This is a genomic window from Paenibacillus sp. FSL R5-0912 (assembly GCF_000758605.1).
In the GTDB taxonomy this organism is placed as follows: Bacteria; Bacillota; Bacilli; order Paenibacillales; family Paenibacillaceae; genus Paenibacillus_AQ.
On the sequence record NZ_CP009282.1, the window covers coordinates 5,122,014 to 5,134,265 of the forward strand.

Annotated in this window: 13 protein-coding genes; 6 read left to right on the forward strand and 7 right to left on the reverse strand. The window is 48.0% G+C overall.

Translation table 11 applies throughout. The features are described 5' to 3' along the window. Nucleotides 1-447: 447 nt before the first annotated feature. Genes R50912_RS21785 through R50912_RS21795 form a run of 3 tightly spaced genes read right to left on the reverse strand, consistent with a single transcriptional unit; the run spans nucleotide 448 to nucleotide 4,306 of the window. A complete protein-coding gene (locus R50912_RS21785; protein WP_042237810.1) occupies nucleotides 448-2,295 on the reverse strand; it encodes an ABC transporter ATP-binding protein in 1,848 nt (615 codons plus the stop codon). Next, nucleotides 2,276-4,054 carry an ABC transporter ATP-binding protein gene (locus tag R50912_RS21790; protein WP_042237812.1) on the reverse strand — a complete coding sequence of 593 codons (1,779 nt, stop codon included), beginning with the start codon at nucleotides 4,052-4,054 and terminating at the stop codon, nucleotides 2,276-2,278. The genes R50912_RS21785 and R50912_RS21790 overlap by 20 nt, the downstream gene beginning before the upstream one ends. An 18-nt stretch (nucleotides 4,055-4,072) precedes the next feature. Further along, nucleotides 4,073-4,306, reverse strand: a complete 234-nt coding sequence (locus R50912_RS21795) for a hypothetical protein (protein ID WP_156123253.1) — start codon at nucleotides 4,304-4,306, stop codon at nucleotides 4,073-4,075. A 156-nt stretch (nucleotides 4,307-4,462) separates the two neighbouring features. Here R50912_RS21795 and R50912_RS21800 point away from each other — a divergent pair, with 156 nt between their 5' ends. Next, nucleotides 4,463-5,032 (forward strand): thymidine kinase, encoded by a 570-nt coding sequence (locus R50912_RS21800; protein WP_039300387.1) that lies wholly within the window; start codon nucleotides 4,463-4,465, stop codon nucleotides 5,030-5,032. Nucleotides 5,033-5,151: 119 nt separating this feature from the next. Here the strand turns inward: R50912_RS21800 and R50912_RS21805 are convergent, their stop codons facing one another. Continuing rightward, a complete protein-coding gene (locus R50912_RS21805) occupies nucleotides 5,152-5,406 on the reverse strand; it encodes a hypothetical protein (RefSeq protein WP_042237815.1) in 255 nt (84 codons plus the stop codon). A gap of 15 nt (nucleotides 5,407-5,421) precedes the next feature. Then, the gene (locus R50912_RS21810; RefSeq protein ID WP_042237817.1) at nucleotides 5,422-5,940 is read right to left on the reverse strand and encodes a DinB family protein; all 519 of its coding nucleotides are present in this window, start codon (nucleotides 5,938-5,940) and stop codon (nucleotides 5,422-5,424) included. Between the two features lie 130 nt (nucleotides 5,941-6,070). Between R50912_RS21810 and R50912_RS35730 the strand changes: the two genes are divergently transcribed. The 5 genes from R50912_RS35730 (at nucleotide 6,071) to R50912_RS21830 (ending at nucleotide 10,987) form a co-directional block, all read left to right on the forward strand. Then, nucleotides 6,071-6,742: a hypothetical protein gene (locus R50912_RS35730; RefSeq protein WP_042237819.1), complete on the forward strand. Its 672-nt coding sequence runs from the start codon at nucleotides 6,071-6,073 to the stop codon at nucleotides 6,740-6,742. Beyond that, nucleotides 6,723-7,241, forward strand: a complete 519-nt coding sequence (locus tag R50912_RS34415; protein WP_197072954.1) for an accessory gene regulator ArgB-like protein — start codon at nucleotides 6,723-6,725, stop codon at nucleotides 7,239-7,241. The genes R50912_RS35730 and R50912_RS34415 overlap by 20 nt, the downstream gene beginning before the upstream one ends. 143 nt (nucleotides 7,242-7,384) lie before the next feature. Then, nucleotides 7,385-7,723 (forward strand): LytTR family DNA-binding domain-containing protein, encoded by a 339-nt coding sequence (locus tag R50912_RS21820; RefSeq protein WP_042237821.1) that lies wholly within the window; start codon nucleotides 7,385-7,387, stop codon nucleotides 7,721-7,723. Nucleotides 7,724-7,988: 265 nt separating this feature from the next. Next, nucleotides 7,989-8,168, forward strand: coding sequence for a sporulation histidine kinase inhibitor Sda (gene sda / locus R50912_RS21825; protein ID WP_042237823.1), 180 nt, complete (start codon nucleotides 7,989-7,991; stop codon nucleotides 8,166-8,168). Between the two features lie 191 nt (nucleotides 8,169-8,359). Further along, nucleotides 8,360-10,987, forward strand: a complete 2,628-nt coding sequence (locus R50912_RS21830; RefSeq protein ID WP_042237826.1) for a bifunctional 2',3'-cyclic-nucleotide 2'-phosphodiesterase/3'-nucleotidase — start codon at nucleotides 8,360-8,362, stop codon at nucleotides 10,985-10,987. Nucleotides 10,988-11,095: 108 nt separating this feature from the next. Here the strand turns inward: R50912_RS21830 and R50912_RS21835 are convergent, their stop codons facing one another. Next, on the reverse strand, nucleotides 11,096-11,404 hold the full coding sequence (locus R50912_RS21835; RefSeq protein WP_039300408.1) for a hypothetical protein: 309 nt from the start codon (nucleotides 11,402-11,404) through the stop codon (nucleotides 11,096-11,098). Between the two features lie 119 nt (nucleotides 11,405-11,523). After that, a complete protein-coding gene (locus tag R50912_RS21840; protein ID WP_042237829.1) occupies nucleotides 11,524-12,183 on the reverse strand; it encodes a helix-turn-helix domain-containing protein in 660 nt (219 codons plus the stop codon). Between the last annotated feature and the right edge of the window lie 69 nt (nucleotides 12,184-12,252).

A 12,252-nucleotide genomic window follows, 5' to 3' on the forward strand; every position in this document is an offset into this window, starting at 1 on the left:
TAAGCAGGGGATGTCCCAAGCCAGGATTGAAATGGCTGCTGAGGCATCCCCTTTTGCAGTTCGAATGTTCTGAAATCAAATGCAATGTAGCTTGAGCTGGAGAAAATTCTGATCCGCACCCGGAATACGACAACCTCTTATACTTGATTCATTGCCGGCTTAGGAAGCATTTTCTATTCGGCCGCTGTAGACAACAATGTTGTACGTCTTGCAACTTTGATACCCAGATATCCAGGTGTTCAGATAGATTGTTGTATGAAATACAACAATAATCCGGCTAAGCCGCTTAAATATGGTGAACTCCTGCATTTTCTACAACAATTTTGGTTTTAGGCCGGTAGGAAGAGGGGAATGTTGTATTTTGCAGGATTTCATTAAATTCGCCCGATCTCTGCACCGCCTATTTCAGCAATGGATCTTCCCAATCCCATCCTTGCCTGCAGCAACTTACTGCGCTGCAGCCCCCTTGCTCCCCTGTACCAGTTCGCTATAGAGACCGCCCTGCCGCAATAGCTCCTCATGAGAACCCTGCTGAATCAGGCGCCCGCCCTGGAGCACCAGTATGCGGTCAGCAGCCCGGATCGTGCCCAGCCTGTGGGCGATCACGAAGCTTGTCCGCCCTTTCATCAGCGCCTGAAGGCCTTCCTGAATCTTGATCTCGGTCACCGTATCAATACTGCTCGTAGCTTCATCCAGCACCAGCATAGAGGGATTCGCGAGAATTGCCCGGGCAATAGCAAGCAGCTGCTTCTGCCCCTGGCTGATGCCGCTGCCGTCTACGGACAACATCCGGTCATAACCGCCCTGCAGCCTCATAATGAAGGCGTGGGCGTTGGCAAGCTTAGCAGCCTCCTCAACCTCTTCGTCGGATGCGTCCAGTCTTCCGTAACGGATATTATCGCGGATCGTACCTTTGAACAGAAAGGAATCCTGCAATACGAAGGCCATATGGCTGCGCAGACTTTCCCGGGTAATCGTGGAGAGCTCTCTTCCGTCCAGCGTAATACTTCCTTTACTCGGATCGTAGAAGCGGGACAGCAGGCCGATTAGGGTGGTTTTGCCGGCTCCAGTAGGTCCAACCAGCGCAATCATCTCTCCGGGCTTAGCTTCAAAAGAAATATCCTGCAGCGTAGCTGCACCTCCATCATAGGAGAATGACACGCCTGAGAACTTCACCGCGCCCTCCACATGCTGCAGCTTTACCGCTGCCCCCTCATCCTTGGCTTCGGTTTCTTCATCGAGTACTTCGAATACCCGCTCTGCTCCGGCAATTGCCGATAGAAGCGTGTTCCACTGGTTCGCCAGATCATTCAGCGGGCGTGTGAATTGACGTGCATATTCGGCAAAAGCAATAATTATCCCTACTGTTACGAGTCCGCGGATGGCGAGCAGCCCCCCGACTCCGGCAACGATTGCAAAGCTTAGGTTGTTCAGACCATTCATCAGCTTGGGGATGAAGCCTGAGATGGACTGGGCCCAATACCCCGACAGCATGATCCGCATATTGCGCTCTCTGAAGCCGGTAATGACCCGCTCCTCCTGCGAGAAGGCTTTGATAATCCGCTGCCCCGACAAGGTTTCTTCTATATAGCCGTTCAGCTCGCCCATATTGCGCTGCCGCTCCTTGAACAGCGGGCCTGTCCGCCGGGTAATCCAGCGCATACCCAGCATCATCAACGGCACAACAATGAAGGTCAGCAGCGTCAGCAAGGGACTGAGCCACAGCATCACGCCCACTGTGCCCACCAGTGTCAGGATACTGGAGAAAATCTGAATCGCCGAGCTGTTCAGCGTCGAGCTGATATTCTCAATATCATTGGTTAGCCGGCTCATAATCTCCCCCTGCTGCCTGCGGTTGAAGAAGGAGATCGGCAGACGGTGCAGATGAGAGAACAGCTCCGTACGCATCCGGTATACGGTCTCCTGGGCAATCTCGATCATCCAGATATTCTGCAGCCAGGAGATCAGAGAATTAAGCAGATAGACAAGCGCCAGTATGATTAGAAAAATTACCCAGGTCCTGCCCCCGTCCCCTTCAAGATAGCGGTCCACCGCCCGGCTGATCAGGTATGGTCCAAGCAGGGACAGCCCTGAGCTGAGCAGAACCATAAACAGTACCAATACCAGCTTAGCCCTGCGCTCCGCAAGATAACTCCATATCCGTCCAAGCGTACCGGACCAGTTCTTAGCTTTGGCCTTCGGTTTCCGGGCGCCCATCGCCCCGAAGATCTTCCCTTCTCCCAGTCCGACCTCCAGCTTCGGATGGCGGAACGGCTCAATGAGTGCTTTGAACATGCTGCGCCTCCCCTGTCTGTGACTGATAGATTTTGCGGTACAACGGGGACTCATCCATCAGTTCTGTATGCGTCCCCTGGGCAATCAATCGTCCTTCATCCAGCAGCAGAATCAGATCGGCCGACACAGTGGAACTGATCTTCTGGGTGATGAGGAACGTTGTGCAGGACATCTTCTTCAGTTCCGCCAGTAAAAGCCCCTCCGTCACCGCATCAAGCGCACTGGTGCTGTCATCCAGAATCAGAATCGCCGGTTTGCGTACCAGCGCCCGCGCGATGGTCAGACGCTGCTTCTGTCCGCCGGACAGATTAACTCCGCGTTGTCCGAGCTTAGTGTCGTAGCCCTGGGGCAGTTCAGCAACAGTCTCATGAATCTGTGCGGCTGCTGCCGCCTGTTCAATGTCCGCCTGACTCGCCTGCGCGTTCCCCCAGGCAATATTCTCACGGATCGAGCCGGTGAACAGCAGCACTTCCTGCGGTACATAACCAATCGCCCCCCGCAATGCCTGTATGTCCATCTCCATAGTCTTCATCCCGTCAATCCTGATGACACCGCTGCCACATTCATACAGACGGGGGATCAGCGTAACCAGAGAGGATTTACCGGAGCCGGTCGCGCCCATAATTGCCACGCGCTCCCCCGGCAGCACGGTGAAGGAAATGTCCTCCAGCACCTTAATTTCACTTCCGGGATAACTGAACCCGACCTTCCGGAACTCGACCTTCCCCTTAATGGCTCGCACCTGATTCTGATGCAGAGAGCCCGTTTGGGCTGGCCCCATCCCCTTCAAAGGCGCCATCCCCAATTCTCCCGGACCTTCACTGGCCGACATTACTTCATCGATGCGCACGGAAGAAGCTCTGGCACGCGAGAAGCTTACCATGATCCAAGACAGCGCAGACAGTGCACCCATGGTGCGCAGGGAGTAGTTAATGACTGCAACGGTCTGCCCGAGCGTTGCATCTCCCGAAGAAATCTCAATCCGGCCAAACCATAATACAGCTAGAATCCCAGCATTCACGATGATCATAATGAACGGTGTCGAGGTCTCTGTCAGCCGCAGTGCGGCAACGGTCGATTGCATCAGCTTCCCGCTGAACGAGGCAAACCGGCCAATCTCATGACCCATGCGCACAAATACACGAATCAGACGGATACCGGTAAGGTTCTCCTGAATAACACCATTGACATCATCCAGCCGGTTCTGCACATTGCGGAACAGAACAGAGGCTCTGCGCATCAGCCATAGGAGGAATATCACCAAAAACGGCAGCGTCACCGTAAGCAGCAGCCCCAGCCTGACATGCACCACGAGCGCCATAATTACACTGCCCACCACTACCAGCGGGATACGGGTCATGAACCGCAGACCCATGAATATCGTATCCTGCAGCTGAGACACATCACCGGTAAGCCGTGTAATCAGCGACGAAGTAGGGAAGCGGCTGAAGATCTCATAAGAGAAGGATTGCACCTTCTCATACAGCTTGTCCCGCAGGTCGAACGCGAACCCCTGGCTGGCATGCGAGGCAAAAAAGGAGCTGAGCACTCCGGCAAGAAACGCCACTGCTGCGCTTCCCACAAGCACACCGCCCCACAGCCAGACTACTGCTGTATCTTTTTCCCGGATGCCTTCATCAATGATTTTGGAGATCAGCAATGGCTGCGACAGCTCTACTGCCAGCTCGATCAGCATCATTACCAGCGCGGCAATGGCTGCGACACGGTATTTTTTAAGATAAGAGAAGGTTAGCTTCATCGGTTATACCCCATTTATTTATTCGTAGAGCGCATCCCGAAGACGGGTAGACATCGCTGTGCCTTGTCCCGATTTCAGGATCACCCGGCGCAGTGCCTTATTACTGCGGTTAAGCTCCGTCAATTCTGCCAGCATTTCGACCAGTAAAGCCTCCGACTCAGGGCTTAGTTCCCCCTTCTCCTGAAGTAGGTTCAGCCGTTCCTTGTATTGCTCCAATTTCTCTGTCACTAGGGCAACTTCCTTTCTGTTCACAGGATTCTCCTGCTGAAGACATAATTGCGTTCATTATATCACATCCCCGCTGGAGCAATCTTTCACTGGCTACCCCGGCCCCGAATATGATACTCTAATAAGGTCGCATTTTTCGGATAATATTAACCAAGCTGAACAGCGAAAGGATAGATGGACGTGGCACAGTTGTTTTTCAAGTATGGGGCAATGAATAGCGGCAAATCCATTGAGATTCTCAAGGTTGCACATAATTACGAGGAGCAGGGCAAGTCGGTACTGATCTTCACTCCATCCCTTGACGACCGGGACGAAGTCGGTTACATTTCTTCCCGGATCGGACTGCGCAAGCAGGCCATCCCTATCGACGAGAATACGGATATCTACAGCATTGTCAGCAGTAATCTGCCGAAACCCCACTGTGTGTTGATAGATGAGTGCCAGTTCCTGACTAAGGACTGCATTCTCCAGCTCGTGCGCATTGTCGATGAGCTCGGCATTCCGGTCATGGCCTTCGGCCTCAAAAATGATTTCCAGAACAATCTGTTCGAAGGCAGCAAGTACATGCTGATCTACGCCGACAAGATTGAGGAAATGAAGACCATCTGCTGGTTCTGCGCCCGGAAAGCCACCATGGCACTGCGGGTCGAAGACGGCAAGCCTGTATATAGCGGCAAACAGATTCAGATCGGCGGCAATGAAGCCTATTACCCGGTCTGCCGCAAATGCCACAAGAATCCTCCATTGTAAAAAAGAATATATTTCTATTATTTAGCCTTTTGTTATTTCCTTTACTCATTTTATAGATAGAAAACACCAAAACGCATTCCAGCCCTTGTTAGGCTGAAATGCGTTTTTAGTGTTTTATTCTAATGAATGGCCGTCAGCGCCCTGTGCTCATCTTCCTTACGGACATACAGGTCATGCTGAACCGTAGCCTTTCCTCCATAATTAGCACGCTGGGTGGTTGCTTTCATTCCGCCGTTAATCCTGGAGCGGTGCCGTACTCCTGCCGCCGTCAGAAGACCTTTAACCTTAAAATATTGTCCCTGGTCAAAAGTGGTATATACTAATGTGCGTTCTCTCGGAATGAAGAAATGCCAGATGCTTCTGAGCAAGCTCACAGGCATTCCCCTCCTTTAGTTCAAGTAACGTTCATGAAGGACCCGCAGATGATGCAGCTCATGTCCGATAATCAGACAGGCCTGCGCCTGAACCGACATGGCTATACCACCGAAGCTTCCCTTACGTGTATAGGAATCCTCCGGCAGACTATCCAGCAGCGCCAGGGTGGACTCCCGGACGATCCGGTAATGCGTGATCATCTCCTGCAGGGTGAAGCGGTCGAATTCGCCAGCAGCAGCGTAATCATTCTCCTCATACCCAGGCAGCATTGCCTGCTCTCCTCTGGCAAAACAAAGCAGACGGTAGGACATAATGCGGTCATTATCCGTCAGATGCCCGATGACTTCTTTGATGCTCCACTTCCCTGGGGCGTAGCGGTATTCACCCTGCTGCTCCGTCAGCCCGCCAAGCAAAGCCAATACATGCTGAGTCTGCTCTTTTAGAATGACCTTCAAATCTCCCTCTGGCGGCACCAGTGTAATATACCTAGACTGGAATTCGGTGTATTCTCCCTGCTCTGGACGCTCAATCATGGTAAAACTCCTCTCAAAATACATTTTTTAAGAAATATTTGCCGGAAAGTGTCAAAACCTGTTGTTGCATTTTATCCTATTATGTATAATATCACCAAGAATAGCTACTTTGGTGTTTGGGAGTGTAGGCATGCTGGATTTTGTGCTCTTTATAATTCTATCCGTATTAGAAAGCTCTGCATTGTTCTATCTTGGATTCAAATTATTCAAGATTGATCTTTATTCTAAAGAGATTATCTTTGCGGGTATTATTATGGCGTTTTTTTCTTATGTCCTCCGCTACGATTACCAACTCGCAGAACTAGATGTTCTAGTACAATACACTCTTATTATTTGCTTTTTATGGTTACTTTTTCGCATTCATATATTTTATGCATTTATAATGACAGCGATTGCTTACCAATCCTATTTGTTAATACAGTCCCTTCTATATTTAATCATTGATTATACAGGGTTGTACGGGCTTAAATATCCAACGATTTCTACAGGAATCTATTTATTGCAAATCCTCACCGCAACAATTACCTTTATTATTGCTAATTACGTGGGTAAAAAAAGAAAAGGATTTGACTTTATACCGGATAAACCTGATGAAAAAATCACTATCGGAAAACGCGAGAAAATGATGTTTATTCTAACAATTCCTTCGATCATATTTGCTATGCTAATGCTATTTTTCGCAGAACATCTATTCAGATTTTTCTTTATTATACCTTTAATTTATGCTCTACTTTTATTTGGATACCTGTACCAATCGGACAAAAAAAATCGGGGTGATGATTTTGAACAGTTTGGCTCTTAAAATTTCACTTGCTATAAAGAAAACTAACCCTGAAGAAACAGTATCTGTTGAAGTTATGCAGTATTCATTAAGTATTATTTTGAATACCCTCTTAACTTTTATTGTTACCATGTCTATTGGCTTAGTATTAAACAATTTCATAGAGACCCTAATATTCTATTTAAGTCTTTCATCACTTCGTATTTTTTCAGGAGGTGTTCATCTCAAATCAGCAACAGCATGCAATATTGTGACGATCTTAATTTGCTCTATGACCCCCTATTTATTTCAGCTTACAGGTACCACTCTTTGGTACGTAACAGGTCTTTCCTTAATTCTAATGCTTCTATTTGCACCAAATCCAGATAAAAACACCCACATCCCAGTAAAATGGTTCCCTTCACTAAAATTAATTTCAGTTATTATGGTTTGTTCAAATTTTTTTATGGCTTCCTCCGTCATCGGACTGGCATTTTTAGTCCAGTCAGTTACAATAATTCCTTGGAAAAGGAGGTGCTAATCATGAAAAGACAGGTCGCAAAACATGCTTCTTCTGCCCTTAACGTATCTGCCCGCTTTTTTGCAGCTGTTATGAAGCTAGGATTCCACAGTCCAGAAGCTCCACAAGAATTACGTAAGTAACCGAACAAGGATGGGGACAACATGCGTGTTCTACTAAACGACGGCTCTTCCCGGGATATTCAGGAAGAAGAAATATTGTATTTCTCTAACTATAAGAATACAATATTCGTCCATACGAAAGAAGGCGAATTCGTTCTCCCCACCACCCTTTCCGATCTGTTGTCTGCTTACAAGGATAATGGATTTGAACGTCTGGACCGCAGCAATGTTGTTTGTCTTAGCAATATTGAAAACTATGACATTGAACGCAAAGTCGTTTTATTTAATCAAGGAGAACAATTCGCTCATGTTTCGGAGTCCAACGAGTCCCGGATCAAGAAATATTTGAATGCTCGCCAATCTAATATGTCTGAGTCCTAGTCTCCGCCTGTGATTCAGTATATAAATAATCCCGGAACTTTACAGGTTCCGGGATTATTTATATTCCAACTACAAATGTAGATACAAAGTGTTCGAACCAAAGCCAATTATTATCCCATATTACCCATCTTTTGTAAAGATGAATTCAGAGGGCGAATGACAGCAGACGGATCAGCTTCCAAATGGTACCATTTTGATAGATTCGTAATGACTTAAAACAATTCACTTATTTGCTGGCACTCTCAACTACAGATGGAGGAATGTAATGGAATATTATTTTCATCCTTCTCCGCGCCCCTCATCACTTGAGCTATTGTCTGACGAACAATTAATTAACATCTATGAATTGGCGCTTGAAGCCAAAGCTTCAGTCGATTTTATCGAAATCATCAGGAATGTCCTTTCTGGCCGAAATCTGTTAGGCTCAGATCATTATGATGCCTGATCCATATTTTCAAGCCCTCCTATACAGCCATCCTACTTATTGGTATATTGACCCGGCCTGCCGGGCAATATACTTTTTTGTCATTTTGAGATAAATTTTTTTGAATTTTTAATTTTAATTTTAATATCTTTCCTATATACTATTCTTTGTGTTTGTTATCTAACTTGACAATAGAAGGGATGAAAGATTGCATGAGGTACAATTTCCAGCACTTATTGCACAAAACTGTTCTATCTTCACTCGTAATTACTTTGTCTGTATTGCCATTCAGTGGAATGTTCGCGGCAGCTACGCCGGCTGACTCTACCATGGAGCTGCGCATTATGGAGACTACAGATATCCACACCAACCTGCTCCCGTATGACTATTATAAGAGCGCTGCGTCTCTGACCGTCGGACTGGCCCGCACAGCTAATCTAGTGAAAGCAGCCCGCCAAGAGGTTGGCAATACGTTGCTGGTAGACAACGGCGACCTGATCCAGGGTACACCTCTGGGCACATACAAAGCGCTTGTGAACCCGATTAAAGGCACCGAGATTCACCCTGTGTACAAAGCAATGAACCTGATGGGGTACGATGTGGCCACCTTCGGCAATCATGAATTCAACTATGGTCTGGAATACCTGGATCTGGCGATCAAAGGCGCCAATTTCCCTTATATTAACGCCAATGTATATGTAGCTGACAAAGACAGCAATCCGGACAACGATGTTAACAAATACAGCCCTTATCAGATCATTACCAAATCCTATAAGGATGAAGCCGGCAATATGCAGACGCTGAAGATTGGGGTGCTCGGCCTTGTCACTCCGCAGATTACCGAATGGGACAAGAGCAATCTGGAAGGCAAAATCATTACCAAGGATATCGTAGCTACAGCTGAGAAATTCATTCCACAGATGCGCGCAGCCGGTGCAGATCTGATTATGGCCATGACCCATTCCGGGTTTAACGGCAGTGCCGAAGCTTATGTGAAGGCAGAGGATGCTATTTTCCCGCTGAGTAAGGTTGCCGGTATTGATGCGATCACCTTCTCTCATACGCATAAAGTATTCCCCGCAGCAGATGAGAAGTCGCTGGATGTCCTCTTCAAGGATGCCTCCGGCAAAGTATTGCCTGGTGTCGACAATGCCAAAGGAACCATCAACGGTGTCCCGGCAGTACAGGCCGGCTACGGCGGCAGTAATCTGGGCCTGATCGATCTGACTCTGGAAAAAACAGATGGCAAGTGGAAGGTCACTTCATCGCAATCCTCCACCAAAGCCATCTATGATGCCGTTGCCAAAAAATCTACGGTAGACGTGGATCAGGCCATTGTGGATGCCGTGCAGGCCGATCATGAAGCAACGATAGCCTATGCGAACAGTCCAATTGGCACTACGACCGCTCCGATCTACAGCTACTTCGGACTGGTTCAGGATGATCCATCCGTACAGATCGTTACCACTGCGCAGAAACAGTATGTAGAGAATTACATCAAAGTTAATCTTCCGCAATATGCAGGTATCCCGGTTCTGTCCGTCGGTGCTCCATTTAAGGCCGGACGTAACGGCCCGGAAGAATATACTGATATTGCTCAGGGTCCACTGGCCATTAAGAGCGCAGGTGACCTGTACCTGTACGACAATACGCTGAAGGCGATTCTCGTGAAGGGTTCTGTGGTCAAGGAATGGCTGGAAATGTCTGCGGGCAAATTCAATCAGATCGATCCGTCCGCTACAAATGCGCAGGAACTGCTTAATTCCTCCTTCGCCGTCTATAACTTCGACGTAATTGATGGTGTAACTTATCAGGTCGATGTTACCAAACCAGCCAAGTACAAACCGGATGGTACCGTGAATGACGCCTCCTCCACCAGGATTATCAATCTGCAGTATAACGGCAAAACGATTGATCCGAATCAGGATTTCATCATGGCAACCAACAACTACCGTGCAAGCGGCGGCGGTAACTTCCCTGGTGTCAAAGGCAGCAAATACATCATCGACTCACCGGATGAGAACCGCCAGATCCTGATGGATTATATCACGGCCAGCAAGACCATTAATCCGTCCGCCGACAACAACTGGTCGATTGCACCAATCTCCGGGAATGTGAAGGTCACCTTCACCTCATCTCCCAAAGCAGAGGCCTATGCCAAATCGACGGATAACATTGCCTATACAGGTCAAGTGGATGAGAAGGGCTTTGGTGTCTTCACACTGGACGTGAGCAAGGCTGTAACGCCATCTCTACCCGCTGCCGATCCGGTTACGCAACAGCCTGCCGTTGCAGTATTCAAGGATGTTCCCGTGTCACACTGGGCGGCTGGTTACATCAATAGCCTCACTGCGGATAAGATCATTTCCGGCAAAACAGCCGATACTTTTGATCCGAACGGCCTGGTAACCCGCGCAGAATTCGCCAGCTTGCTGACCAAAGCCTTGAAGCTACAAGTCAACGTATCTCCAGCCTTTAAAGATGTACCCGCATCCGCCTGGTATGCAGGTGCCGTTGCAGCAGCTCATGAGAACAAGCTGGTAAGCGGTCTAACCGCCGATACCTTCGCACCTAATGCATCCATCACCCGTGAACAGATGGCGGTTATGGTGAAGCAGGGGCTGGATCTTCGTGCCGGTAAAATCTTGACTGCCTCCACAGCAGTCAGCTTCAGCGATTCGGCTTCCATCAGCGCTTGGGCAACATCCGCTGTAGCCGTCGCTGTCGATAAGAAGATTATCGCTGGACGCACAGACGGCAGCTTCGCCCCTAAGGCTACTGCCACACGCGCTGAAGCCGCCAAAGTAATCTCCAGCCTGCTGTCTGCTTCTGTAGAGTAACCCTCAGCTGTGAGCGCTGAAAGGCTATACTGAACAGTATGCACAGACGCAAAAAAGCCATCCTCCACATACGTGCGGGGATGGCTTTTTATGTTAGTACACAAGGGACTACTCGATGAATTCTGTCTTGAAGACATTCTCCAGCTTGCCGCCGAGTCTCTTCTTCAGTGGAACCTTGATATCACGGCCCAGCTCTTTGAAGAAAGTATCCACATCGCATTTCACATTCTGCGCCAGGGCGATGATCGTACCGTCGCCTACGATATTCTGGTTCACTTCAAGAGGCACATCCACTTCAATATCGTATTTCTTAGTAAGTGTTTTGATGTATCTTGCAAAGATCTCCAACAGCTCATCGTTATTGAAATTCTCGATTGCAGCTTTACCTTTGCTGGTAAACTTCATATTGATTCTCATGATTCGTATCCCCTTTTCTGTCTAACCATTTGTAGTTGTTTATGGATCAAGATGAATAGATGGCTGCAAGAAAGGGCAACATTATTCATTTTTGACAACAAGCTGAGCTAGGTCCTTCTTCACTTATACACGCCCTTGATCTGCTGGACTTTGAACTGAGTGAATTCCTTCAATGACTGGATAACCTGATCCTGCTCTTCTTCCTTCAGTTCATAGATGCATTCGCGGAGCCACTCTCCGAACAAATAGGCCTGACGCCCTTTGCGGGGCTGTTTGCGGAGGCTATCCAGACTTCCCTCGAATATATCGTTCAGGACGTCGGTCAGGTTGTATTTCTCGATCTTCTCTATTACCATTCCTGCCCCATATTCCGTTTCATAAACGATAACTTCGTCAGAATCAAACGAAACATATGACGTTTCTTTGTCTTCCTTAGCCCGGAACTCCTTCAGCTTGTTAAACGCCGTTTCATAGATGTAATCCTGGGACTGATTATGCTGCGGCAGCTTGTAGCCCTGCTTGAGAGTCTTAATGTATTCAATGTCAGGCATGTAGTCTGCCAAATGATACATCCGGTTCTTAAGATCCCCTCCGAGCGCCTCAATGATCTTGTCCAGGTTATCTTTAAGCGGAATACTCTCTCCCCGTTCAATCTTGCTAAGCTGTGAATAGCTGATGCCGCTCTTCTCTTCAAGCCCTCGTAAGGTCAAACCTCGAGCTTTGCGGAAGTGCCGGATGAAATTCCCCAGCTCATCGGGATAGTTATCGAAATCGTTCATAGGAGCCACCTCTACCTATATCATAACACAAGATAACAATTTGTGTTTCATTATAACAATTGTTTGTGT

Bases quoted from the DNA above. Each gene is read 5' to 3' on its own strand.
- R50912_RS21790 (WP_042237812.1), bottom strand. From the start codon at position 4,054: ATGAAGCTAACCTTCTCTTATCTTAAAAAATACCGTGTCGCAGCCATT.
- R50912_RS35730 (WP_042237819.1), top strand. From the start codon at position 6,071: ATGCTGGATTTTGTGCTCTTTATAATTCTATCCGTATTAGAAAGCTCT.
- R50912_RS21830 (WP_042237826.1), top strand. From the start codon at position 8,360: ATGAGGTACAATTTCCAGCACTTATTGCACAAAACTGTTCTATCTTCA.
- R50912_RS21840 (WP_042237829.1), bottom strand. From the start codon at position 12,183: ATGAACGATTTCGATAACTATCCCGATGAGCTGGGGAATTTCATCCGG.
- R50912_RS21820 (WP_042237821.1), top strand. From the start codon at position 7,385: ATGCGTGTTCTACTAAACGACGGCTCTTCCCGGGATATTCAGGAAGAA.
- sda (WP_042237823.1), top strand. From the start codon at position 7,989: ATGGAATATTATTTTCATCCTTCTCCGCGCCCCTCATCACTTGAGCTA.
- R50912_RS21835 (WP_039300408.1), bottom strand. From the start codon at position 11,404: ATGAGAATCAATATGAAGTTTACCAGCAAAGGTAAAGCTGCAATCGAG.
- R50912_RS21810 (WP_042237817.1), bottom strand. From the start codon at position 5,940: ATGATTGAGCGTCCAGAGCAGGGAGAATACACCGAATTCCAGTCTAGG.
- R50912_RS21785 (WP_042237810.1), bottom strand. From the start codon at position 2,295: ATGTTCAAAGCACTCATTGAGCCGTTCCGCCATCCGAAGCTGGAGGTC.